The sequence below is a fragment of the Priestia aryabhattai B8W22 genome (assembly GCF_000956595.1).
Classification (GTDB): Bacteria; Bacillota; Bacilli; order Bacillales; family Bacillaceae_H; genus Priestia; species Priestia aryabhattai.
The window spans coordinates 253,616-276,621 of record NZ_JYOO01000001.1 but is presented as its reverse complement, the minus strand read 5'-3'; the positions used below and the strand labels follow the sequence as shown (position 1 = coordinate 276,621).

The following is a 23,006-nucleotide window of genomic DNA, read 5'->3' as shown; positions in this document are numbered from 1 at the left end:
GGAGGGAAAAGCTGATGATTGATAATAGGCTACGAAAGATAAAGAATCATGAAATCGATAATTCTTTATCTGAACTTACTGATACGGAAGTTTTATTAAATTTTCAGCGTGCCATTACCAGCTTATATCCCCATCTAATACGCATACATGCTCATGCTTATGAATCATGGGATGATATTGTCATCCCTTTATTTTATGAAATGGTTTATAAAACTTTTTCGTTTAAATATGGCGTTGAGATTATGGCAGATGAAGCACACCCTTTTTTATTTACTTTAAGGTGCTACAAAGGCGTTCATCATATCCAATGCCTTCCCAAAGCGTCATCGTTGCAAGGGATATTGAATAATGAGAAATTTGGCGTTAGTAAAGAGAACTTGGAAGGGAAAAAGCTTATTTTTAAGTCTTTTGGCGATAGTATTAATTGTTTAACAATGGGGCTAGATAGTGAGGATGCTCATGCTGTTCATTTTAATCTGGTTGAGGTAGATGTAGTATGTGCTCAGTCTAATAAATGTATTGATATTGACGGGTGTACTACATTTTTTATTCATAAAGACGATGTAGAATATGAATTTGTCGCTGAAACTTTTAACCAGAAGTTGCAAAAATAAAAAAGTGTCAAAAGAATATCAGCAAGATAATCAGAAAAAACCTTTTAAAATTACTAATGTTAAAGTAAAAGTAGTTAATGACAAAGGTTTGGTAGGATCTACAATAATAGAAGAGAATGGAAAAGAGAAAGAAATTGTGCCTCTTGCTCTTTACTACGATATGAAAATTAAGCACTATAGTGATAAAACCCTTATTGATTTTGATAAAGACGATTTAGATTTTAAAATTTTACCCGATAAAGAGCTAATAAAGGCCTCTAAGGATGCTATAGGGGTTAATATTTTTGATGACGAGAAAGGTCTTGATGGATTAGGAAGAGGATCAGGATATGGGGATTTTAATAGAAATAGAACTGGTAAAATAAATGTAAGTTATGACTTAGGATTCACCACTAATTCCAGAGGGCTGCCAGTGGCTCCTAGTAAAGAAAAAATAAAGATGATTAAGGAAAATGCTTTAAAAGGTGTTTTAGTAGTCATTAAAAATAAAAAAGAAATAGACCGCTATAACCTTAATGCCATAAACAAAATAGATTAATACATCCTATTTATTTAGCTACTTACCTAGAAAGCTTTAACTGCAAATAAAAGGAGAAAAGTATGAGAGAAGCAATTAAATCAAAAGTAGATAAATTAGTGGGCTTAAATCTAAGATACATAGGGAGAGCCTCAAATTTATTTTGGCTTGGATTTGGAGAAAAGATTTTAGTAACCAGAAGGAGGAAAACGGAAGAGGTAGCTGAATACGCTTTACATATTCAATGTTCTTGGCGTATTGCCAAAGGTAATAAAATTATAGTAGGCTCACGGGATTTCTATTCTCCAAGAACAGACTTGGAGAATGAAAATGAGCACTTTGAATGGGATGTCCAAGGAAATAATCGATTCGATGAAAGAATTAAATCGATTATAGAAGATATAAACCAACATACGATTGTAGAAAGATTTGAATCAGACGAAGTAGGAGGGCTAAAAAGCTTTTTATCTCAAGGTTATTTATTAGAGGTGTTTCCGGATACGTCAGAAGACGATGAATATAGTAAGTTCTGGAGACTTTTCAACCGAAAGGAAGACAGCTCTCACTTTGTTGTCACAGGAAATGGTATTGAAAACGAGTAATCTTATAATTAAAGAAACGAAAAAAGCACAAACCCGTTGATAATAAACGTTTTTGTACTTTTTTCTTATTTTATAGTTGAGTTACATATAATCATAAGCGGAATCATCAAAATAGAGCCAGTGATAATATTCAACCTGCGGATCTGTCATTTTTAAAACTTCTTCTTCATTGAATTTTTTATACTCAACTAATTTCTGTACTTTAGAATTTCTTTCCACTTGGCTCATTTTAAATCCTCCTTATAGTTTGAAAAGTAACAATGTATTTAAATATAGAAAGCGTTTTCTTTTTTCTTATTTTTATTATATATCTCAATATGAGATTAAAACAATATCAATTATAGATGATTTTTCAAAAAACAATATAGAAATGGTATTTAAGCTACATAGCCGGTATTTATCACCACTATTCACACCGACGGAGTTTGCCCAGTATTTATTAAAACATAAAATTTTTATATCTATACACCTTATTTTTTTATAAAAAACTTACACATATGAACAACTATGTTTATTTAGCTGGACCCTACTGCTGCAAGGGTTCTTTTTTGTGTTTGATTTCCATAGGAGTGTTTATGTTAACTAGCTATATTTTGTCCATTTTGACTATTTAACTATGGCACAGTGGGGAAGGGTTTCATTAATTTTTAAGGAATTAATTATTAGCAGCGATAAAATGAAGCATGGAAGAACTTATTAATTATTGTTACATGTAAATATAAATATTTATTCTGAAAGGGGCTGGGACTATGAATGTTTCTATCCTAAATAACTTAATGAGAAAAATAAGTACCTAAAAAGGACAAAGGGGAGTTCAATCAATGGACAGAAATAAATACTCATCAATTGCCCACAGAGAACATTTATTTAGTAACCCGATAAGTGAAATTAAAATCAATAGAATTATTGATTTTCTTCAGTTAGAACCTCATGCAAAAGTGTTAGATATCGGGGCTGGGAAGTGTGAATTGTTAATACGTTTAGTTGAAAAGTATGGCATTGAAGCAACAGCCGTAGAGTCATATGAAGGTTCTATTTTAGGGGCAAAGCAACAGGCCCAAAAAAGAATTCCTGAAGAAAAAATTACGTACATTGTACAAGATGCCAAACAAGTGATAAGTGAATACGTCAATCATTTTAATGTAGGAATTTGTGTGGGTTCTGCTCATGCTTTGGGGAGCCTAGAATTAACGTTACAAGCTCTTAAAAGAAACGTCAAAAAGGGCGGCTTTATTCTAGTAGGAGAAGGGTACTGGAAAAAGAAACCTAGTCAGGAATATTTAGATGCACTTGGTGGAGCGGATGAGTCAGAATTAAAAAAACACCATGAGAATGTTTTTATCGGAGAACGTATGGGGCTCGTGCCGATTTGGTCAGTTGTTGCAAGTGATGATGATTGGGACGAATATGAAGGACTATATGCTATGTCTATGGAAAAATATTGTTATGAAAACCCGAACGACCCTGATTATCATAGTATGTTAAATGAAATTAGATCATGGAAACGTACTTATCTTACATGGGGCAGAGATACTTTAGGATTTGGACTTTATCTGTTTCAAAATCAATAAATTTTAACATGAGATTACTTCCATTATTGAACAAGAAATTTGAGCAAGAGGTGAGGATAAAAAAGAAGAATGATCTTACAGGTTCTGGTTTTTATATAGGAAGCATTTTGATCTCTTCGTTGACTTGGCTTCTTTTTCTATTGGTATATATCTTACTGTTAGGTTTCAAGGATTTGCACCTTAAGGAATATTTATATATACAAAAAGAATCCTTTGCCGATATGGGCAAAGGATTTTCAAGTTTATTGGAATAGGGGGAATATGCTATTAGTCTGTCCAGTTTTATAGATTAATATGCTGGCAAGATAAAATATTTATCATTTGTAAATAAAGTAATTTAAGTAAATGTTAAAGCATCTGAGAAATATAAAAAGCTTTATCATTTATATTTAATGGCGACAAAGAGGTTGTTTTTCTATAAAGGGAGTAATAACTAACCCTGTTATTTACCTATATAAACGTATTGAATTTACTTATTAAAAAGAAAACTGAATAAAAATTCAGTTCTTTTGGTCTGGTTATTTTATTGATTATTTTGAGCCTTCTTTATTATAAAAAATAAAGAAGATTGCCTTCATATTACATAAATAAAGATCTAAACTATTCTATTTCGAATAAAAATCATTATAAAATTTAACAAATAATATTTATCTCATTATTAAATTGAAATTTATGTAAAAAAACCAATAAATTTTATTAACTTGAAATTTGGTAGTATTGGCATTTCATTATACTTCGAATATTCATTATATTTATCATACAGAAATATGCATTTGGTTTTTTCTGTATATAGCATATTAAAGTTAGGAGGGATTAGGAAAGCTGAGTATAAACGCCCCATTGTAAAAACAGAAAAAGTACTAACATAAGTAATAAAAGTGGATTCATCCATTGGTTTACAAGCCGGTATTGGCTGTTTCATCAAGGTTTTACGCAGGGGCTGTTAATATTACTCTAATTTTTCTTACTAAAGTACCTAAATTAAAATAATACGGGAGTGAAGAATTTGCGAGTAAAACTTTGTCTTTCCGCACTATGTTGTCTTTTTGCTGTGATGGGATTTATACCAGTTTCTACGGGCGCGGCGTATGCTGAAAAAGAGTATACGATTAAGTCGTATCACTATTTAACTGTGGATGGAAAAGATGTGAATCTCCAGGCTAAAGCGAATAACATTTCCGACACGGACATAAAAGTAACCATGGTTCTACCTAAACAGAATAAAAATGGTGATTGGTTGGCATATGGATTTACGAGCAGGGAAGCTTTGAACGCATTTATTGAAAAAGATAAACAGAAACTTCAAAACAAAGTTAATATGATGGGCAGTGGTTCCTGTTGTACCGATTTCTATGAGTCTAAAAATAAAGGTGGACAGTATATTTATTGGAGAGACGGGTTTAAAAATTTGCCCTCGAGCTGGAATGACAGAATTTCATCCTTAAGTACGGCATCACCTTCTTCAAGCTATTCCACGACGCTGTGGGAGCACACTTCATCTCAAGGGTACGGGAAAGGAGTTTCCTTTAGACACTCCGATTGGTATGGTAAAACTGCTAATATGGCGTCGGATTGGGACAACAAGGCTTCTGCAATCGAAATTAAATAATAGGTGATTGCCAAGGGCTGGGCTAAAGATTTTTTGTTATTATTATTGCTTATTTCCTAAAGACACCATTATGATAACTAGCTCTATAAACTAAAAATAAAGCTAGCTGTGTTAAGCTAGCTTTATATTTTTTATGCTGTTTTGCAGAGTGATAAATTTCAACTGTCGTTCACTTTGTTATAAAAACTCTTTAGCAATTTCATCATATTACGCCCCGAAGTTCTTGACATTTGATGATGGTCTTCATCATCACGCGTACTCAGGTACCAGCTTCCCTTGTCATCTTCATTTAATCTATATACCTTATTGGTTCTACTATCTGTATAAAAGTTTCCATCCTTCAGTCTCAAACAATCCCCCCTCTACCACGTATCTATCCTGTATTATGCCCAAGATATCAATTTTATGAAAAAATTTATATACACAAAAACAGCAGGTTTCTTGATACGCTTATTATTTTGTATGTAATCTACAGAGGTGCAAAAATGGTGAAAGTCCATTGAATTTATGTGCTGCTAGTAAACTTCAAATTAGGTCTTTTTTTGATACATATTTTTCGATTTTGAAGTTTTCTCTGCTTTCCTATATTTGCTATCTTCGGTTCTGTGTGTTACGCTTAGGTTAATTATTTTTGTTCGGTGTAGAATTGAGAGAAGAGAAATCTCTTCCATAGAAATTTTCATCTTAAGATAGTATGGTTGGACAAGGGTAGTAATACAAGTGTGGAGTATTCCACACCAGGAGGCAATATTATGGAACAAGGTACAGTAAAATGGTTTAATGCAGACAAAGGTTTCGGTTTTATCGAAATTGAAGGCGGAGACGATGTATTCGTACATTTCAGCTCTATTCAAGGCGAAGGCTTTAAATCATTAGAAGAAGGTCAAAAAGTAACGTTTGACATCGAGCAAGGCCAACGTGGAGCACAAGCTGCTAACGTTCATAAAGTAGCATAATTAAAATGAGTAAAAAAGACTCCACCTAGGAGTCTTTTTTTTACTTTTGATTTCACTAGCTAGCAAAAAACATATTATATTATATTTTAAAATCTCGTTATAATAGAAAAACCAGAGTTTTAAGTCTGGTTTCTGGGTAAAACGAAGGGTACAAGGTATGGACTAGTTATACCATACACTAGAAATACAAAGTAAATATGACATGTTGGTTAAGAAGTTTACTTTCAGTTAAAGAAGTGCCGTAAGTTTTTTATAGATTTATACAAAAGACGGTCATAAATTATTTTTGATGGGGATTAGAAGACGCCTCTAAAAGCCGTTCTCCTGATTTCATTTTATAGCCACACAAAGGACACTTTTGATGATTTTGATAAGAGAAATTTTTTCTCATCCAACCATTACATTCTTCTGATTCACATTCCCAAATCTCTATTCGTTCTTTAGGTAAGGGCTCTTGATTTTTCTTCCTATGGTTATAATACATAACTACATCATCCCTCCTCCTAAATAGTATACCTTTTAAAAAAGAAATGGTAAGAACCATATCTTTCTAAATTAAACCACACTTTATACATCCTATAAAAATTTATAAATACACGAAAGCGCGGATAAAATAAGGCATGAAGTCGCTTTGTATAAATACGCTAAAATAAGATGTTCGTGAATAATAAGACTGATTTCCAATGCGCAGAAATGAATAAATAACAGCTCTGGTTAAAGAGTACTTTTCTCATTTCTGAATTTAAGTAAGAGAAGGAGCACGAAAAAATGAAAAAATTTTCTGATTTTAATTTAAGCAAGGATATTGAAAAGGCCGTTCATAACTTGGGTTTTGAAGAGGCTACGCCGATTCAGGCTGAAGCTATTCCGATAGCTATAACGGGTAAAGATTTAATTGGACAAGCTCAAACCGGTACTGGAAAGACAACAGCTTTTGGCATCCCCCTTATAGAGCGGGTTGAGCTTGGTGAAGAAGGGATTCAGGGAATAGTTTTAGCACCGACACGTGAACTGGCTATTCAAGTAGCTGAGGAGCTAAATCGAATTGGGCAGGTAAAAGGAGTTAAAACGCTACCCATTTATGGAGGGCAGGATATTAATCGTCAGATCAAAGCTCTTAAAAACAGACCGCATATTATTTCGGCAACCCCAGGACGCCTTAAGGACCATATGAAAAGAAGAACCATTCGTTTAAATCATATTCGTACAGCTGTTCTGGATGAAGCAGATGAAATGTTAAATATGGGCTTTATTGAAGATATCCAAACGATTCTTGGTGGCATCTCTTCTCCCCATCAAACCTTACTATTTTCAGCAACCATGTCGAAGCAAGTACAAAGTCTAGCTCAGAAATTTATGAACGCTCCTGAACTCGTAAAAGTAAAAGCGAAGGAGCTAACGGTAAAGAACATTGAGCAGCAGTATATGGAAATTCCAGAGAATCGAAAATTTGATGTTCTTTGTAATCTCGTAGACCTTCAATCGCCAGACCTTGCTATTGTGTTTGGACGCACAAAAAAACGTGTGGATGAACTTGCTGAAGGGCTAAAAAAGCGTGGGTATGCAGCAGAAGGCATTCATGGAGATCTTACACAATCCAAACGTGCCGATGTGATTCGTCAATTCAAGAATCATACGATTGAGATTATGGTTGCAACCGACGTTGCAGCAAGAGGGCTTGATATTACAGGTGTTAGCCATGTCTACAATTTTGATATTCCTCAGGACCCTGAAAGCTATGTTCATCGTATTGGCCGAACAGGACGGGCAGGTACTAAGGGATTGGCAGTTACATTCATAACTCCAAGAGAACGTAATCACTTAAAAGTGATCGAAGATGTCACCAAAACCAAAATGTCTAGAAAGTCACCTCCTACTTCTAGTGAGGTAATGGCAGGGCATCAGGAAGCAATCATTCACCAGGTTTTGACCGCTATTGACAAAGGGGAGTTTGTGGAATATAAGCCAATGGCGGAAAAGTTATTAGAAGAAGTGGATTCTGTTTCTTTACTGTCAGCCACTTTAAAGCTCTTAACAAAAGAATCAAATATGACCCCTGTCCAATTAACTGAAGTGGCACCGCTTCGTAATAAAAAGGCAAAAACAGAACGTAAGAGAAATAGGGGTAGAAAAGAAACAGCAGGCCGCAAAAAAACGTATAGAAAATAATCCCTGATTACTTTTGATGCGAGAAAGGATAAGGGCTATGAGTGAGAAATTATTTAGTAATGGGGAAATAGTAAATATAAGAGTATCGAGTGAATCAGTGACAATCTTAAAAAGTCATTATGTAAAAAACATGAACTATAATTATTGATGAATAAGTTTTGATATAAAAATCTTTTTAAGAAAAAACAGACTCTGAAAATAGAGTCTGTTTTTTCTTATGGTTTTTTATGCTTTATTTACGTTTGTCGCTTGTGGTCCGCGTTGCCCCTGTTCGATATCAAAAGTCACTTCTTGACCTTCATCCAAGGATTTAAAGCCTTCACCTTGAATAGCTGAGAAGTGAACAAATACATCTTCTCCACCTTCACGCTCGATAAATCCAAAACCTTTGTCAGCATTAAACCATTTCACTTTACCGTGTTCCATTTTTTGTTGCCTCCTAAAATATAGAAAATAAACCAGATTATCATTAAATCTAGCTTATTTATTATATTATCCCAATAGAGACATCTTAAACTTAAATTAATGTGATCTTTCCAACTTTCTTTATCATTACTCACTTCATTAAAAAAGGTGATTGGGGTATGACGATCTACATCATCATGAGGTTCTCGTGCAAAAACTTCAAAATATTTATAAGTGATCTTTTACACACGGAAATGATAGAAGTGAAAAATTAGCCAATGCCCATGCAATCGTTATAGGCATTGTATTTATAAATATGAACCTAAATTAGATGAGAGAGCATTATGAGACCCGTCTATCCAAAAGAAAGGGAAGTTCACTCAAAATTTTTAAAAAATAGTGGTGTAAAAATAGATTCTATTAGATAAAAATCTATGTACCTTTTTCATATAAATACAACCTTCGCACGAGCATCCCTAAACTTGTTTACAAATAAAAAATGACGCCGTTGGAGGCGCCATTTTTTATAGAACAGAGAAGGACACACCCTATGCACGGGCGGTACTCTTAACACATCGTCTTGATTTGATAATACCCAGTGTTTAAATTTAATAAACCTTTTTTTGGTATGACGAGTTATGGAGAATATCTACATGTACCTTTTTAGTGAACATAAGGTTTTCTGGAGGCATCAATCAAAAGAGTTCTTACAGGTACAGTTTTTCATGAAGAAATTTCAAATAATTTCAAGCGTTCTACTGGAGATTATTTATTGAATTTCTCTGGAAACTGCTTCACAACTCCCGCAGATATAGTATCTGCCATTAAGATGATATGTGAGACTCCTTCATCAATTGCAACGATTCTTGCTTCCCAATCTTTTTCTAAGCTTGCAGATAAATCATTTGTCACTAATTTTAGATGCATATACAGTAATTTTTTCAAATCTTCATTTTTCAAATAAGGGTTAGCCTGGCTAAGGAACGCTGCTATGTCATCAGCATTTCGATACCATTCTTTGTTTAATTGATTCACCAAGGCTTTCTTTCCCGTTTTAGCCGCATCTACAATTTTGCCAGCAATCACAATATGTTCTTTAAGCAAAGCTGTAAGTTTGTTCCCAGCTTTCTCTCCGTATATCGGCTTCACAGCATTCCCGATATCTTCCTGATTTTTTAATAGCCTTGCCAACACCTGTTTTTGGTCTTCTGATCCTGCTGTTGTTGCACTTGTAATATAATTACTTGTCCATAATACATGATCCATCCAAAGTCTTCTGAATTCATTTTCAAACGTTACCTGAGATTGACTAACACGATATTCTTGTGCTTCAGCACGAGCACTACTTGGTTCAACCAGCATGTTTAGCGAAAATAACATAATAAACCCCATCCATAATAATCTTTTCATAAAAACTGCTCCTTCCAATTTATATGAGTATTCGTCTTATTATTTGTATATGGGATTTTTTACATTCCTTAAAATGTTACTTTCTAATAATAATTCTTGATAGAGTATTGTCACGCTCCCAATCAGCTTACACGGATGAAAGGTTGACTCATCCAGTTATTTATACATTATCTAAAAAATGTATTTAACATAAGAACCTAATGGTTACACTAGAAACAATAGTTAGTGAGTATGATTTCATTCCATATATTTACGATTTCGGTTAGTTAAAACTAGAAAAGACAAGATAAGAATTAATGAGCTATTTCTTTCACATAAGCTTGTCAGAATACTATCTAAAGAGAGGTCGAACAATATGAAAGTGACAGACACACTTGTTCAATGTTTAGAAAATGAGGGAGTTGAATATATTTTCGGAATACCCGGTAAAGAGACATTGGATTTTATTGATTCTTTATCCAAGTCTAAACAGATTCAATTCGTGAATGTGCGGCATGAGCAAGGAGCTGCTTTCATGGCAGATGTATACGGAAGGTTAACAAACAAGGTAGGGGTATGTTTGTCAACATTAGGCCCTGGAGCTACTAATTTATTGACGGGAATATCTAGTGCAAAGCTAGACCACTCTCCTGTTGTAGCATTAACGGGACAGGCTGCTTTGGGGAGACAACATAAAGAATCACATCAATATATGGACATTATTAAAATGGTAGAACCGGCAACGAAGTGGCGTGTTCAAATAAAAGATTCACAAACGCTTTCTGAGATTATTCGAAAAGCATTTAAAGTTGCACAAATGGAAAAGCCAGGACCCGTAGTAGTAGAATTGCCAGAAGACTTAGCAACTCAAATCGTTCCCATTAAACCTATTTCACCTACATCTATGCCCGTAAGTATACCTATAATGGAGTCAATTCAGGCTGCTAATACTCTTATTAAGCAGTATGAGAGACCTTTTGTTATTATCGGTAACGGCGTTGTTAGACAGGAAGCCGTGGATGAGCTTCACCAATTTATTGAACGCCTTCAATCACCGGTTACCCATAGTTATATGGCTAAAGGTGTATTATCTAAAGATCATCCCAAAAATTTCTTTACGTTTGGATTTAATGAAAAAGATGAAGTGCTCCCAGGCTTAAAGGAAGCTGACCTACTTATTGTAATGGGGTTTGATTTTGTCGAGAAGTTACCCAAAGAATGGAATACGGAAAAAACACCAATTTTACATATAGATACTTTACCGGCAGAAATAGATGAATATTATCCTGTAGAAGTCGAATTGGTTGGAGATATAAAGCAAACTTTACGCGTATTCAATCAGCTGGATATCCCTTCTAAACCGTGGATACCCTCTGGCAATCTTCAGAAACAAATTAAGCAATCCTATCATATTGAAAAGAAAGAGATAGATACTAATTTACTACCTTTGACAATTGAGAATATCTTGCACAGTATTGACAAGCTCTCTTCAGAGGAAACAATTGTGATTTCAGATGTAGGAGCTCATAAAGTATCTATAGCCCGAACTTATCAACCCAAAAACGCTAACAAGTTCATTATATCAAATGGTTTAGCTTCCATGGGTATTGCTTTACCAGGTTCAATTGGAGCTAAACTGGCCTGCCCTAATGATCCAGTTATTTGTATTACTGGAGATGGAGGAGCTTTAATGAATTTTGCAGAAATAGAGACGGCAAAGCGCTTAGGGCTTTCATTCATCATTATTGTTTTAAACGACTCTACATTAAAAATAGAGCAGGAAATGATGAACAAAAAGTTTGGTAAGAGCTATGGAGTAACTTTTACAAACCCAGATTTTGTTCAATTGGCAACTAGCTTTGGAATTAAAGGAGAACGGGCAAATAGTTTAGTTGAATTTGAAAATATAATGAAAAAGCCTTAAAAATTCAGATGAGATTGTCCTAATTGACGTTCTTCTAAAAAACTAATTGCGATTTCTTCATTATTTTAAAAGAAAATAAATGTTTTTAATTTTTTTAAATAAGCTAAGCTGAGCTCAACCCAAATCCAACTGTAAAGGAAAGTAAATACAAAAATTAAACCAGTAGTACAAACAGAAAAATTATTGGAAATCACGGGACCTAGCACTGGGAATTTGAAAACGCACAATAAGGTCATAATCCCAACAGTTAATAGGGTAGCACCACTTATAATAATGTACAATCGCTTTTTAAAAAAGTAAAAAGCAGCTCCTATGCCTATTCCCAATATTCCTGTTGTAAAAGGAAAAATAATAAGTTCACTTGGCTGGATAATCAGAAGAAGCAGGTTTGTTAGTATATAGGTAATAAACCCTAGAGGGAGCGAAAGTACAAAACAAAAAAGAATGGGTGCAGTAGATAATGGACTAATGAACATTCCTATTCCTGGTAAGAAACCTCCTGCTGATTGAAAAAGGGCTGCTAAGTTGGCGAAAAGAGCGCCTGATACAAGCTGCTTAGTTTTAGATAATCTATTAAAAAGAAGCTGCGCAGATTTTACTTCATTTGAAAGAGACTTTAAAAAGTACATGAATTACACCTCGGTTAACTGTATTTACATTATAAGGGGGGGTAAAGATTAATTTAGACCACTGCCCGATATATTAACTCTTACGTGTAATATATAAAGAAATTAAGAGGGAGGACTAATAAGTCGCATTTATTTTTATAGAGATAGGTCGTACTTTCTAAAGGTATGGTACTGTAGCCCATAAAATGAATCTTTTATGGGCTTTATTGATTAAAGGCTTTTTTATTTTCTAGAAAGTTCATTTGCTCATTCCTATAAAATAGCTGGTGAAAAAATTAAGCTATAATTTTTGGCGGGAAATTAATGTTTAGTCGAATTTTATAAGTGTAAATCATGGAACAATTTCAAAAACAGTACCTTGATTAAAGTCAGACACTTTCATAGAGCCATAAACTCCTAAATAAAGCCTGGTTTGATCCAGGTTCGTTCCCAAACTAACGTAGTAAGCTGATTGAGAACCAAAATTATAATCAATTTCCACAATATTAAAATCATTTAGCTTACAATCTGTACCTGCCTTGGTATAAGCTAAAACTCCTCTAACTGGGGATTGAGATTCTTTAATCTGGGCAATATCCGTAAACATAACGCTTCCTGTTAAGCTAGGGATTTTGTTTCCCATATATGGCTGAACTCCTGTAAGGGAGGTCCCTCCAAATTTATTAGGGCGGGGATCTTTGTGAAAATAACTAGTTAAAGGCTGAAGACGTCTCGCTGAAGTTTTTACTGCTTCATTGTAATAAGCAATTATTTTCTCATCCAAGGCCGGATTTTCAGAACACCTTTTTATAAATGAAGTTGGAAAATCTCCTTCCCATCCCCGCCATCCAAGGTTAATAAATCCTTCTTGGTTGGGTTTAGCTCTCATTAATGAAGCTTGAACAAGTTGAGGAACAGGTATTGGCTTATAATGAACAAATGAAAAAATAGACTCTACTACGTCTTGTCCCACGTTTCCCACATATTTGATGTACTGACTATAAAATTTTTGAAATGAAATGCCCGTTATATTGCGAACTCCTTTGGCAATGAGCGTAAGGGTTTCTTGAATAGGTGAAGGGAGTTCATTAAAGCGTGTGACTGCGGGTGGATTATGGATGAATGTATTCTTACTTACATCAATTTCAATTATTTTTCCGTAAATCTCCATATCATCCTGACTTAAATTAAAGGGGTCATATCCTGATCCGCCATCTCCGATTGTTAAGATAAGTTTTCCAGTTTCAGGTGAAAAGTTTAAGCTGTTAACACCATTATGATTAAAAAATGGTCTTCTTAAGTTAAGTAACGTCCGTCTTTTTTGAGGTTGACCATTTGGTTGGAAAATCCATTCTTCCACTGTATCAATATGATCATATTTAGTTTCTCTATTTATCCACTTTAGTTTTGAAGTTTTAGAATCACACGGGTTAGGCTTAAAATGTTCGGAAAGTGCACCTGGTCCTTGTGTTCCAGCTACGGAGTAATGAAGATAAAACAGACCGTTATAATAAAATTCTGGATGAAACGCTAGCCCTAGCAACCCTCGTTCATCATATCCACCGCGAGAAACACCTGGTTCAGAAGTACCCAATTTTATGATTTTTGAGCGAATATCTAAAAAAGTCTGTATAGCTTCATCCCTTATATAAAAGATCTCTCCTACTTGGGTTGCAATAAATAAGCTTTCAAATGAGTCACCCGGAAGTATAGCTGTTTTCAAAACGGTAGGTAAATTTATCTTACTAACAATAGGCCGTAAGCTAACCTTAGCTTTTATCAACTAACTTAACACTCCTTTTTAATGTTTTCTCTTATAAGAATATGATTGGAACTGTTCCATTAGTATCAATACTATTTTGTAAAGTGCGGTAATTTGATTGAGAGACGTAATCGAGAAGTGCTGGTTAAGCCTGCTATTTTCTTCTCTCAGCACTCAAGATTCTCCCAACGTTCATAACTATTTGTGACTTCCCAAAATTGAAATTAAGGAAAAATAATAATTAATTCACAAAAAATAGTGATATTATTTTATGAATTGGAAAAGAATATGACTTGTGAAAGGAGTGAATGCAAATGTCTATGAAAAACTGGTTAACGGGATGGGTTGTTTTGTTTGCGATGGTTATCGGTGTGATAACTTCAGGGTCACTCGGCGCTTTGGCCGAATCCGACGTGGTAAGACAGCAAGCCATGGAGGTTCAGTTGAACGATGATTACTTCAATCCAGAAACCATCACTATCCCGAGTGGAAAGACGATAACATTGATATTGAAAAATGAAGGTCAGAAAGAGCATACCTTCACAGTAGAAAAACTCGGTATTGACGCTGAAGTCCAGCCTGGAAAAGAAAAAACCATTACCGTGAAACCACAAAATCCCGGTACATATGAACTGATATGTAGGTATCATTTTAATAGTGGAATGGTAGGGAAAGTGATAGTCAAATAACAAGCAGGGCCAATTAAAAGTAATCGCTTTCATTTTTTGCTTTCCCTAAATCATTTGATAGGTTATAATAAATATCTACAAAAATATTAAATGATATGTAAGTAACAAGCAATTACACCCTTAATATTTAACTAAAAAGAAAAACTCTCTTAAGGCATTAGGGGAGTTTTTCTTTTTTATGTATACCATGTAAGGGAAAATTCACCATAATAATAGGGCGAACTCACTTTTCAATTCTAACTAATGTTTTTTCCGGCATGTCAATATCATCAATGTCAAAGTAATGGATGTTTAACGTTAATTTCCTCTCTTGTTCTTCAGCTTCTTCCCCTATCCAACAACTATACAACTCAAAAAAGTCTCCTGACTTAAGATAGCGGTCCATCAATTTGCATAGTGCAATCAGTTTCTCTTTTGATTCTTTACGCCTGCTCTTATTCATATACTCCGTAATTTCAATTCCCCAGTCGCTTGCAACTTCATAAACATAAAGGGTAGTAAATTGATGTTTCTTTACGTTCAATCGATTTCTTTCATCTGAAAAGCAGCTCCCAATAGTAACTAAATCATCTAATTCCTTATTAATAGGTAATTCTACGTTTGAACCTATGTAAGTAGCTAAACTCATTTGTATTCACTCCGTTCCTCATCTAAATAACCGATTAAATTTTGTAAAACTAACCTAGTTTGTTAACATCCTAAGAAATACATCCTGTTATCAAAAAGGTTTTTCACTAAACTCTATTACAAATAATCGAGTTTTATTCAAGTTTCACTATTATTCTGCTTAATGAGTAGGCTACGAAATGTTTATATACCTGTAAATGGGGGATTTACCATATAAGAACATTGATACTTAATTGGAAGGAGAATGAAAAATGAACAATAATACTAAAACCGTTGAAAATAAAGTAGAGGATAAACTAAATGAAATGAGTCAAGAGAAGAAAGACAACATCCTTTCTAGTTTTAACGAATTTAAAAGTTACTTAGGAGATAAAGTCACAAAAGGTGAGAAACTAGGGTTAAATGATAATCAATTAGCTCTAGCAGCTAAAAAAATAGCTGACTATCTCGCAACCCATGAGGAGCCACAAAATGAAGAGCAATACTTGTTACATGAGTTATGGAAAGTTGGAAACGAGGAAGAACAACATCATCTTGCTCATATGCTTGTTAAATTAGTCAAAGAATAATCTACATCAATTATAGATTGCTTTTTGCCATTATTTATTAGGGATCAAGTGTATTCAATCAACATAGCAAAGAGCCACTTGCGTAAAACAAGTGGCTCTTTATAATGGTTAAGTGTCAGGTAATATCGTTGCAAAAGTAAGAATAAGCCGAAATCGAAATATGTTATCTGCAAACCCTTCTATTGTCAACTTAATAAAAATGCATAACTACAGAAAAGAAATAAAGGTTGGTTATTTCCTTGTCTTTTTATTCATTTTTTTTAGAATCTTCTTGGTAATGCTCATTTAAATATGGGTTCTCTGTCGTAGCAAAATTAACAGATTGAAGGCTAGTTTCAGGATCCATTCCGTAATAGCCTTTTAGTTGCGCATTTTCTAGCTCGCCACTTCTGAGTTGTGGTTCTTTTTTCTCTTTCATGCTGCACCTCTTTTTTCTTATAAATAAAGCTTACAGAAATATGGTATCAGTTATTGGGTTCTATTTGGAGATGGAAGAAAAGAATGTAAAAAACTACATTCTTTCTTTCCGACTTTTTATTTTTCTTCTAAATCAAGGACTGGAACCATACGGTCTTCATCATGTGTTCCTCTCGCATGAACGGTAGCCATACTTGATGTTTCATCTACACTTTTAATCCAAATAGGAACTCCGTGGTAATGAACATCAATTTCCTTGGGGGAAGAAAGAATTTGTTTAGCTCGATTTATTTCCATGTTATCACCTCATTTTTTAGTATGTCCCTGTGATACATCAATTAAAAGATAAAGCTATATTTCCTCAACAATAACTTGACTACATTCTATAACTCACTTCGTCAAAAATTAATCTATCCTTTAACCTTACAAAAATCGAACATCAATGGGTTTGCTTAACCTCATTTTATTCTTTAATTCGAATACGTATAAATACGAAAAATGAGCACATACTGTACCTAATCAGATTTCTCCTTTTGCTGACGAATCGTTTCTCCTTTAACATGTTAAGTTTACAAAAAACACCTGTCTTTACAGGTTTTTTTTTTTTTTTTTTTTGTAGAAAATACATTAATTTGTATACAAACTAAGTTTTATTTTACTTCTAGCAGGGGAATAAAATAGTGAATTAAATCGGAGAGGATGAGGGATTTATGATAGAGATGGAGGTAAAGAACCTTCAAAGGTCAGAACCTAAATTTAGAAAGGCTGAATCAGAATACTTAAATAAGGCAATCGAAGAATATTTCGTTCGTCGTACATACCATAATGCACCAGTAGTTGATGCACTTCGATATGTACTAACGATTGATAATAAAAGGGAACGTTTAGAAAGTGCTGTTGAACTTTTTGGAGATAATATCAAAGAAGTAAATAACCAAGATATTATAAACTATTTAAATCAATGTAGATGTTATAAGGAAATAAGAGATATAGTCTAAATTTGATGCTATTTTATGAAAAAATGTATTGTTCATAAATAACCAAAAGGGGATTGGAGATATGAACTATAAACAAAAGGATTATTATATTAGCGCAAAAGAAAATGAATATTATAAAGTACTAAATGTAGTCGATTATATGTTAGAGGAAGCAAAAAGCAACAATAAATATCCTATATGGGGTGAAAAGCTAAGAACTGAGTTAAAAGAAAGTGCTGGCAACAATCTTACTCCATGGCATTTTAATACAATAATATCCGTACTTTTAGATTACGTACCTGATGAAGTAAAGAATAAACCTAATGCTAAGTCACTCTAAGCGGGTGGCTTTTTATGGTGTGCATAATATGTAAGTTAAAACATGTGGTGAATAGCAAAAAGAAAGGTGGAATAGTAATATGAGTGATACTGAGATTGTGGGTTTGAGTCAATAATCCGGAGGCATTCTCTAAAAAATAAGTGTAAGGACTTAATTACATGGTGTCCATAAAATTATACTTAAATGATTCTTGCGTGAAAGGAAATTTACTGTTATATTAAATGCAATTAAATATTTTCTTATTTCAATATTTTTTGAAGTGAGGATAGAGGCGCAAAGATCATAAGTATACAATTTGAGGAGAATGAGATCCAATGACAATTGTGGAAAGGGGTATTTGCCGAAGCCGAAAGAATCTCATGTTCTTGAAGCTGGTTCTGCTGTTGAATAAATACAGAACTGTCATATGGGAAACTGTATGGAGGGCTATCTTACGCACGGAAACTATTTTTGATAAATATTGTTTCTACTGCAGCAACGAATCCCTCGTTGCTGCTTTTTTGCGTTTCTTATGAATGGCCCTAACCCCTCTAATTTTAAAAATTTTATAAAGGGTGTGTAGTTATGAATTTTGGCCAAGTATTAACAGCAATGGTTACCCCGTTTGATCAGAATGGCGAAATTGATTTTAACGCGACGAAAACGTTAGTTGAGCATTTAATTACAAATGGCACAGATGGCTTAGTTGTAGCTGGTACAACTGGAGAGTCTCCAACATTAACCACAGAAGAAAAAATTGAATTATTCAAATGTGTTGTAGAAGCTGCTGCGGGAAGAGTCCACGTCATCGCCGGAACTGGCTCAAACAACACGCAAGCTTCGATTAGCTTAACGAAACTTGCAGAGGAAACAGGAGTCGATGGTATTATGCTCGTTGCTCCCTACTATAATAAGCCGTCTCAGGAAGGCTTGTACCAGCACTTTAAAACGATTGCCCAGTCAACCTCTTTACCAGTTATGCTTTACAATATCCCAGGGCGAAGCGTAGTTAACATTTCTGTTGAAACAATTGTTCGTCTATCAGAGATTCCTAATGTTGTATCAATTAAGGAAGCAAGTGGCAACTTGGATGCCATGGCAGAGATTATTAGCAAAACACCTAGCGACTTTACACTATACAGCGGCGATGATGGGTTAACAATACCAGTATTAGCAATTGGCGGGGCAGGAGTTATTTCAGTTGCTTCCCACATCATTGGCAATGATATGCAACAAATGATTAATGCCTTCAAAAATGGCGATGTCCAAAAAGCTGCTGCTACACATCGCAATCTGCTTCCCATTATGAGAGCATTATTTATTGCGCCAAGTCCTTCACCAGTAAAAGCTGCATTAAATCTAAATGGAATACAAGTTGGCGGTGTTCGTTTGCCAATGGTTCCTTTAAGCAATAAAGAGCAAAGTGCGCTAGAAGAAGTTCTGCAAGCTAGCGGCATTAACGTTACCTGTTGAAATAAATAAAAATAGATTAGAAGAGAGAGCATAGCTAAAACGACCGATTCAATCGAGGCATTAAGGCAAGATTTTGCCAAAAGCTCAAGATGGATGAATCATCATTTAGCTAACTCCTAAAAATAGAAAAACTCCCTTAACGCATTGGGGGAGTTTTTCTGTTTTTTCTATGTATACTATATACATCTTCAGTTGCCATACAGAAGGAGACCTATTTCACTATGTGTTCGTTCTTCTGTCGGTATTAGTGCAAAAACTTATATCTTAGTCAACACGATTCCGCATAGAGTAAGAATAATTCCTATTAATTGATATTTTTTAAGTCTTTCTTTAAAGATAATTAAGCTCCCAATTAAAACAACAATACAATTTAAACTAATGATTGGATAAACCACACTGGATGGACCTTCCTTTAGGGCGAATAAATAACAGCTGTAACCAATCGTACTTAATATACCAACTAGTATACCTATCTTTATTTCAATTTTATGTGCAGTTATTTTTTTAAGTTCTTTCCGAGCTAATAAACTTAAATAGACAGCTCCTCCGCCATACATTGAAACAAGCATTTCACCCATGCTAAAGTGCTGATACGTGCTGAATTTCATAATAACACCAACTGTGCCGATAGATAGAAGAGCTAAACAGCAGCTCAAAATCCATAATTTATACTCTATGTGTGCCGTTTTGTTTGGTTGATACTGAATAATACAAGCTGCCAATATAATAATGACGATACCAATCCAATTTGTTAAAGGAATGGATTCAGGAAATAATAAGGATGTAGCTATAACAACAATGACTGTATTCATCGCAATAATGGTAGATGTAATACTCGCAGGTCCTTTCTCAAAGGCTTTCGACATTTGGATATTGCCATTGGCATTTAAGATACCGATTAGTGCCCCCGTTAAAATAGGTAAAATGTGAAATTCAAAACTTCCTTTAATAAGAGTAAATAATAAGAGGATAAAAAAAGAAATCCAATAAAAGAAAAGTTGAATACACACTTTAGATAAATGTTGAAGAGCACCCCATTTAAATAAAGTATTGTTTACTCCGAAGCATACAGCTGTCCCTAAAGCAGATATAAACCATAACATAGTGTGTAATCCCTTCCTAGTAGTTTTTATACTACTAAATTATACAATTTATATAATAGTTTTAATATTTCAATTTAATGAAAAATAACTTCGAATAACTCTTTTGTAAAAGTATAAAGATGAGAAGAGGAGAAGTATAAATTTATTACGAACCAACGGGTTGTGCTCTTTTATTAAAACCTAAAGCTTTGTATCCTAAAACTCAAATGGACGTTTTAGAAGATGAGGTGCGGGAATCAAGTGAAGTAAGACAATGATTAAATAAAGGAGGAGTTGCTATGAATATAACAGAAGTGATGACTTCTAATATTGAGACAGGTAACCTTAAAAGTTCATGTGGTGAGGTAGCTAATATGATGAAGAATGTAGATGTAGGAGTTATTCCAATTTGTGAAAATGATAAGCTAATAGGCCTAATAACGGATCGTGATTTAGTCGTCAAGGGATTAGCTAATAATTTTAATGCGAATACACAAATATCTGAAATGATCACCACTGATGTCATTACCGGTACAAAATACATGTCTGTAGAGCAGGCTGCAGACATCATGTCTCAGCATCAAATACGCAGACTTCCTATTGTAGAAAATGGAAAACTTATTGGAATGGTTTCTTTGGGAGATTTAGCGGTAAGTAATACTTCAAATAAAGAAACAGGAAAAGTTCTTGAGAATATTTCAGCTCCTGCTGAGCTTAATAAATAAAAAAGGTTTTTTTGTACTTCATCATATAGATAAGAGCAAGCCAATGAAAATTAGCTTGCTCTTAGTTTATACATAACAACACGAATGGCTATTACAGCTTTTAAAGATCTTGTTTTCAATAGCTCCAGCAGTTTAGGGCTTTCTATAGAATTAGCCAAGTTTAAACCCATTTTCGTCCTGAATTTTTTTTATCATTCATTTTTTATATCCACAAAAAGTTGCCCGTTTAAAAAACTACAATATAAAATACGTTTTACGTCTTTGTATCCTCTTTGTTTCAATTCGTTGAAAAGCCAATAAGAATTTTTATTTATTAGATTTAAATGCTTTTCTTGAATGATTCCATCAATAACAAGGGGAAGTAAAAATACAGATCCTGATTTATCTTTGCTTTCTGATTTTTTAAATACAGATAATGTACCCGAAGGCTCTAATATCGCATAATCCACCTCACGGATATCTCCTATATTTTTATCCCGCAGTTGTAAAAGCAAGTCGTCCAAATTATAACGTGATTTCCTCATTTGCTTTTCATCAATCTTTCCTTGCCTTATTACAATAATAGGTTGCCCATCTAGTACTCTGCGTAACTTTTGACTTTTTAATTGGATATATGTAAGAGCTATTTGGATAACTGTTAATATAAAAATAGGTACAAGCTGATAAAGTAAAGAACCTCCCGTATCCTCAATTGCAACAACTCCAAGTTCACTTATCATAAGCACAACAACAAGGTCAATGACATTTAGCTGATTTATGCCTCGTTGGCCGATAAAACGAAAAATAATAATAATAACAACATATAATAATATTGTACGCCAGCTTACTTCGATGATTTCCACTTTACGCTCTCCTTTCATTAGAATCTTTTTCTCTCTTGGAACAGGGATGAATGTAATATATAGATTTATAAACTCAGCTGATTCTCTAAGAACTTGTATTGCTTTATGGTGAAAATTAAATGAATAACGTACAAAGTGTTTAAAGTGTTATTCATGGCACTAGATTTTTAACAGAAGCATTATATAAACAATTAACTGGGGAGAATCTTCATTATGTTAACTTTGTTTTGTATATCATATGCATTAAAAAAGATGCCGTTTAGGCATCTTGAATAGTTTGCTCAAGGTATTAGTATTTATACATTTAGCTGTTTAATACCGCAGTCATATTTATACTCTCATATCATCCGCATTATATAAACTGACTTTGTATGTGCTATATATACTTTAGTGGTGAATGTTTTTACTGAATTTTCTTTTCACAGATTCAGCTATAGATATAATTAGTAGGGAGATAAGTGATGAGATAAAAGCAGTAAAGCTAATTGTTCCTACTCTCATACCAATCCAGCCTCCGATAAGGAAACTTACGATAACAAGGCCAACACTAACCACTCCTACAATTAGAGGTGTTATATATTTAATAGTAGGTTTTTTTCTGCTGAGTGCATATGAAAGTGCAATTAAACCAGCAATATCTGTAAGTCACCCATTATTAACAGCCTTTAAATTCAAGATATCCATACTAGTATATTCTCCCAATGAAGTATCAAATAACACCTTGCTCAATCATAGCATCAGCAACTTTTATAAATCCGGCAATGTTTGCACCTACGACAAGATTACCAGGAGCGTTGTATTCTTGAGCAGCTTTCTTGCTATTTTGGTATATGCTTTTCATAATCGCATGTAATTTGCTATCGACTTCTTCAAAAGTCCAAGAAAGCCTAGTGCTATTTTGAGCCATTTCTAATGCTGATCACGTGATTAGCAGAGAAAAGTAATTACATTACTTTGGTTTGTATAACAATTTTTAAATACTCAAGTCTTTTGATTTTTTCTTAAATCTCAAGGGGTTTTTCTTTAAAAAGGGCAAGCATTACGTCCGGAAAAGTTACTTTCACAGATAGATAACAATATTGAAAATAAAGTTTTCAATATTACATTGACAAGAATACAAATCCTGCTTACAATTGAAAACGATTATCAACATCAAGTAG

The 23,006-nt window shown here is 33.9% G+C and carries 26 protein-coding genes, 1 pseudogene and 1 riboswitch; of the genes and pseudogenes, 14 read left to right on the top strand and 13 right to left on the bottom strand.

What is annotated here, in order from left to right; translation table 11 throughout:
* Positions 1-14 precede the first annotated feature (14 nt).
* The 3 genes from N178_RS01245 (at position 15) to N178_RS01235 (ending at position 1,733) form a co-directional block, all read left to right on the top strand.
* Positions 15-614 (top strand): hypothetical protein, encoded by a 600-nt coding sequence (locus tag N178_RS01245; protein WP_045289831.1) that lies wholly within the window; start codon positions 15-17, stop codon positions 612-614.
* Positions 571-1,152, top strand: a complete 582-nt coding sequence (locus N178_RS01240; RefSeq protein ID WP_045289829.1) for a hypothetical protein — start codon at positions 571-573, stop codon at positions 1,150-1,152. The genes N178_RS01245 and N178_RS01240 overlap by 44 nt, the downstream gene beginning before the upstream one ends.
* 62 nt (positions 1,153-1,214) lie before the next feature.
* Complete coding sequence (locus N178_RS01235; protein ID WP_045289826.1) at positions 1,215-1,733, top strand: hypothetical protein; 519 nt, start codon at positions 1,215-1,217, stop codon at positions 1,731-1,733.
* An 81-nt stretch (positions 1,734-1,814) separates the two neighbouring features.
* Here N178_RS01235 and N178_RS26525 read toward each other — a convergent pair whose 3' ends face one another.
* The gene (locus tag N178_RS26525) at positions 1,815-1,961 is read right to left on the bottom strand and encodes a BH0509 family protein (protein WP_014460666.1); all 147 of its coding nucleotides are present in this window, start codon (positions 1,959-1,961) and stop codon (positions 1,815-1,817) included.
* A gap of 593 nt (positions 1,962-2,554) precedes the next feature.
* Here N178_RS26525 and N178_RS01230 point away from each other — a divergent pair.
* From N178_RS01230 to N178_RS01210, 3 genes are all read left to right on the top strand, one after another.
* A complete protein-coding gene (locus N178_RS01230) occupies positions 2,555-3,304 on the top strand; it encodes an SAM-dependent methyltransferase (RefSeq protein WP_045289824.1) in 750 nt (249 codons plus the stop codon).
* A gap of 1,006 nt (positions 3,305-4,310) precedes the next feature.
* A complete protein-coding gene (locus tag N178_RS01220; protein WP_375156333.1) occupies positions 4,311-4,913 on the top strand; it encodes a hypothetical protein in 603 nt (200 codons plus the stop codon).
* 752 nt (positions 4,914-5,665) lie between these two features.
* Positions 5,666-5,869 carry a cold-shock protein gene (locus N178_RS01210; protein ID WP_013056405.1) on the top strand — a complete coding sequence of 68 codons (204 nt, stop codon included), beginning with the start codon at positions 5,666-5,668 and terminating at the stop codon, positions 5,867-5,869.
* 280 nt (positions 5,870-6,149) lie between these two features.
* On the opposite strand, the gene N178_RS01205 is transcribed toward N178_RS01210, so the two are convergent.
* Positions 6,150-6,353, bottom strand: a complete 204-nt coding sequence (locus N178_RS01205) for a cold-shock protein (protein WP_045289817.1) — start codon at positions 6,351-6,353, stop codon at positions 6,150-6,152.
* 284 nt (positions 6,354-6,637) lie between these two features.
* Between N178_RS01205 and cshA the strand changes: the two genes are divergently transcribed.
* Positions 6,638-8,038 carry a degradosome RNA helicase CshA gene (cshA, locus tag N178_RS01200; RefSeq protein ID WP_045289815.1) on the top strand — a complete coding sequence of 467 codons (1,401 nt, stop codon included), beginning with the start codon at positions 6,638-6,640 and terminating at the stop codon, positions 8,036-8,038.
* Positions 8,039-8,263: 225 nt separating this feature from the next.
* Here the strand turns inward: cshA and N178_RS01195 are convergent, their stop codons facing one another.
* Together N178_RS01195 and N178_RS01190 are read right to left on the bottom strand one after the other, a co-directional pair.
* Positions 8,264-8,464 carry a cold-shock protein gene (locus N178_RS01195; protein ID WP_013056409.1) on the bottom strand — a complete coding sequence of 67 codons (201 nt, stop codon included), beginning with the start codon at positions 8,462-8,464 and terminating at the stop codon, positions 8,264-8,266.
* Positions 8,465-9,208: 744 nt separating this feature from the next.
* Positions 9,209-9,853: a hypothetical protein gene (locus tag N178_RS01190; protein WP_045289813.1), complete on the bottom strand. Its 645-nt coding sequence runs from the start codon at positions 9,851-9,853 to the stop codon at positions 9,209-9,211.
* Positions 9,854-10,208: 355 nt separating this feature from the next.
* Here N178_RS01190 and N178_RS01185 point away from each other — a divergent pair, with 355 nt between their 5' ends.
* Positions 10,209-11,756 (top strand): acetolactate synthase large subunit, encoded by a 1,548-nt coding sequence (locus N178_RS01185; protein ID WP_237758363.1) that lies wholly within the window; start codon positions 10,209-10,211, stop codon positions 11,754-11,756.
* A 65-nt stretch (positions 11,757-11,821) separates the two neighbouring features.
* On the opposite strand, the gene N178_RS01180 is transcribed toward N178_RS01185, so the two are convergent.
* The gene (locus N178_RS01180; RefSeq protein WP_045289811.1) at positions 11,822-12,385 is read right to left on the bottom strand and encodes a hypothetical protein; all 564 of its coding nucleotides are present in this window, start codon (positions 12,383-12,385) and stop codon (positions 11,822-11,824) included.
* A gap of 331 nt (positions 12,386-12,716) precedes the next feature.
* A complete protein-coding gene (locus N178_RS01175) occupies positions 12,717-14,147 on the bottom strand; it encodes a PQQ-dependent sugar dehydrogenase (protein WP_045289809.1) in 1,431 nt (476 codons plus the stop codon).
* A gap of 293 nt (positions 14,148-14,440) precedes the next feature.
* Between N178_RS01175 and N178_RS01170 the strand changes: the two genes are divergently transcribed.
* On the top strand, positions 14,441-14,815 hold the full coding sequence (locus N178_RS01170; protein ID WP_045289808.1) for a cupredoxin domain-containing protein: 375 nt from the start codon (positions 14,441-14,443) through the stop codon (positions 14,813-14,815).
* A 223-nt stretch (positions 14,816-15,038) separates the two neighbouring features.
* Here the strand turns inward: N178_RS01170 and N178_RS01165 are convergent, their stop codons facing one another.
* Positions 15,039-15,443 (bottom strand): hypothetical protein, encoded by a 405-nt coding sequence (locus N178_RS01165; RefSeq protein ID WP_045289806.1) that lies wholly within the window; start codon positions 15,441-15,443, stop codon positions 15,039-15,041.
* A gap of 250 nt (positions 15,444-15,693) precedes the next feature.
* Here N178_RS01165 and N178_RS01160 point away from each other — a divergent pair, with 250 nt between their 5' ends.
* Entirely contained in the window at positions 15,694-16,011 is a 318-nt protein-coding gene (locus tag N178_RS01160; protein WP_028410038.1) for a DUF3243 domain-containing protein, read from the top strand.
* A gap of 247 nt (positions 16,012-16,258) precedes the next feature.
* On the opposite strand, the gene N178_RS26850 is transcribed toward N178_RS01160, so the two are convergent.
* Positions 16,259-16,429: a hypothetical protein gene (locus N178_RS26850; protein WP_169746647.1), complete on the bottom strand. Its 171-nt coding sequence runs from the start codon at positions 16,427-16,429 to the stop codon at positions 16,259-16,261.
* A 116-nt stretch (positions 16,430-16,545) separates the two neighbouring features.
* Positions 16,546-16,725: an H-type small acid-soluble spore protein gene (locus tag N178_RS01155; protein WP_013056420.1), complete on the bottom strand. Its 180-nt coding sequence runs from the start codon at positions 16,723-16,725 to the stop codon at positions 16,546-16,548.
* Positions 16,726-17,138: 413 nt separating this feature from the next.
* Here N178_RS01155 and N178_RS01150 point away from each other — a divergent pair, with 413 nt between their 5' ends.
* The 3 genes from N178_RS01150 (at position 17,139) to dapA (ending at position 19,197) form a co-directional block, all read left to right on the top strand.
* Complete coding sequence (locus tag N178_RS01150) at positions 17,139-17,426, top strand: hypothetical protein (RefSeq protein ID WP_045289804.1); 288 nt, start codon at positions 17,139-17,141, stop codon at positions 17,424-17,426.
* A gap of 61 nt (positions 17,427-17,487) precedes the next feature.
* Complete coding sequence (locus tag N178_RS01145; RefSeq protein ID WP_028410040.1) at positions 17,488-17,745, top strand: hypothetical protein; 258 nt, start codon at positions 17,488-17,490, stop codon at positions 17,743-17,745.
* A gap of 258 nt (positions 17,746-18,003) precedes the next feature.
* Positions 18,004-18,182, top strand: a riboswitch (Lysine riboswitch).
* Between the two features lie 127 nt (positions 18,183-18,309).
* Complete coding sequence (dapA, locus tag N178_RS01140; protein ID WP_045289800.1) at positions 18,310-19,197, top strand: 4-hydroxy-tetrahydrodipicolinate synthase; 888 nt, start codon at positions 18,310-18,312, stop codon at positions 19,195-19,197.
* Between the two features lie 257 nt (positions 19,198-19,454).
* On the opposite strand, the gene N178_RS01135 is transcribed toward dapA, so the two are convergent.
* Complete coding sequence (locus tag N178_RS01135; RefSeq protein WP_045289798.1) at positions 19,455-20,300, bottom strand: DMT family transporter; 846 nt, start codon at positions 20,298-20,300, stop codon at positions 19,455-19,457.
* A 278-nt stretch (positions 20,301-20,578) separates the two neighbouring features.
* Here N178_RS01135 and N178_RS01130 point away from each other — a divergent pair, with 278 nt between their 5' ends.
* Positions 20,579-21,004 (top strand): CBS domain-containing protein, encoded by a 426-nt coding sequence (locus N178_RS01130; protein WP_045289796.1) that lies wholly within the window; start codon positions 20,579-20,581, stop codon positions 21,002-21,004.
* 191 nt (positions 21,005-21,195) lie between these two features.
* Here the strand turns inward: N178_RS01130 and N178_RS01125 are convergent, their stop codons facing one another.
* The 3 genes and pseudogenes from N178_RS01125 to N178_RS01120 form a co-directional block, all read right to left on the bottom strand.
* Entirely contained in the window at positions 21,196-21,846 is a 651-nt protein-coding gene (locus N178_RS01125) for a DUF421 domain-containing protein (protein WP_045289795.1), read from the bottom strand.
* Positions 21,847-22,233: 387 nt separating this feature from the next.
* Positions 22,234-22,470: a YesK family protein gene (locus tag N178_RS25635; protein ID WP_272946306.1), complete on the bottom strand. Its 237-nt coding sequence runs from the start codon at positions 22,468-22,470 to the stop codon at positions 22,234-22,236.
* 85 nt (positions 22,471-22,555) lie between these two features.
* Positions 22,556-22,765: pseudogene (locus tag N178_RS01120) on the bottom strand (NADP-specific glutamate dehydrogenase); the annotation flags it as partial.
* Positions 22,766-23,006: the final 241 nt, after the last annotated feature.

Excerpts from the sequence above, each read along its gene's own strand:
- N178_RS01170 (WP_045289808.1), top strand. The coding sequence starts at position 14,441 with ATGTCTATGAAAAACTGGTTAACGGGATGGGTTGTTTTGTTTGCGATG.
- N178_RS01135 (WP_045289798.1), bottom strand. The coding sequence starts at position 20,300 with ATGTTATGGTTTATATCTGCTTTAGGGACAGCTGTATGCTTCGGAGTA.
- N178_RS01150 (WP_045289804.1), top strand. The coding sequence starts at position 17,139 with ATGATAGAGATGGAGGTAAAGAACCTTCAAAGGTCAGAACCTAAATTT.
- N178_RS01240 (WP_045289829.1), top strand. The coding sequence starts at position 571 with ATGAATTTGTCGCTGAAACTTTTAACCAGAAGTTGCAAAAATAAAAAA.
- N178_RS01195 (WP_013056409.1), bottom strand. The coding sequence starts at position 8,464 with ATGGAACACGGTAAAGTGAAATGGTTTAATGCTGACAAAGGTTTTGGA.
- N178_RS01145 (WP_028410040.1), top strand. The coding sequence starts at position 17,488 with ATGAACTATAAACAAAAGGATTATTATATTAGCGCAAAAGAAAATGAA.
- N178_RS01245 (WP_045289831.1), top strand. The coding sequence starts at position 15 with ATGATTGATAATAGGCTACGAAAGATAAAGAATCATGAAATCGATAAT.
- N178_RS01180 (WP_045289811.1), bottom strand. The coding sequence starts at position 12,385 with ATGTACTTTTTAAAGTCTCTTTCAAATGAAGTAAAATCTGCGCAGCTT.
- N178_RS01165 (WP_045289806.1), bottom strand. The coding sequence starts at position 15,443 with ATGAGTTTAGCTACTTACATAGGTTCAAACGTAGAATTACCTATTAAT.
- N178_RS01235 (WP_045289826.1), top strand. The coding sequence starts at position 1,215 with ATGAGAGAAGCAATTAAATCAAAAGTAGATAAATTAGTGGGCTTAAAT.
- N178_RS01185 (WP_237758363.1), top strand. The coding sequence starts at position 10,209 with ATGAAAGTGACAGACACACTTGTTCAATGTTTAGAAAATGAGGGAGTT.
- N178_RS01210 (WP_013056405.1), top strand. The coding sequence starts at position 5,666 with ATGGAACAAGGTACAGTAAAATGGTTTAATGCAGACAAAGGTTTCGGT.
- N178_RS01190 (WP_045289813.1), bottom strand. The coding sequence starts at position 9,853 with ATGAAAAGATTATTATGGATGGGGTTTATTATGTTATTTTCGCTAAAC.
- N178_RS01205 (WP_045289817.1), bottom strand. The coding sequence starts at position 6,353 with ATGTATTATAACCATAGGAAGAAAAATCAAGAGCCCTTACCTAAAGAA.
- dapA (WP_045289800.1), top strand. The coding sequence starts at position 18,310 with ATGAATTTTGGCCAAGTATTAACAGCAATGGTTACCCCGTTTGATCAG.
- N178_RS26850 (WP_169746647.1), bottom strand. The coding sequence starts at position 16,429 with ATGAAAGAGAAAAAAGAACCACAACTCAGAAGTGGCGAGCTAGAAAAT.
- N178_RS01130 (WP_045289796.1), top strand. The coding sequence starts at position 20,579 with ATGAATATAACAGAAGTGATGACTTCTAATATTGAGACAGGTAACCTT.
- N178_RS01230 (WP_045289824.1), top strand. The coding sequence starts at position 2,555 with ATGGACAGAAATAAATACTCATCAATTGCCCACAGAGAACATTTATTT.
- cshA (WP_045289815.1), top strand. The coding sequence starts at position 6,638 with ATGAAAAAATTTTCTGATTTTAATTTAAGCAAGGATATTGAAAAGGCC.
- N178_RS01160 (WP_028410038.1), top strand. The coding sequence starts at position 15,694 with ATGAACAATAATACTAAAACCGTTGAAAATAAAGTAGAGGATAAACTA.
- N178_RS26525 (WP_014460666.1), bottom strand. The coding sequence starts at position 1,961 with ATGAGCCAAGTGGAAAGAAATTCTAAAGTACAGAAATTAGTTGAGTAT.
- N178_RS01155 (WP_013056420.1), bottom strand. The coding sequence starts at position 16,725 with ATGGAAATAAATCGAGCTAAACAAATTCTTTCTTCCCCCAAGGAAATT.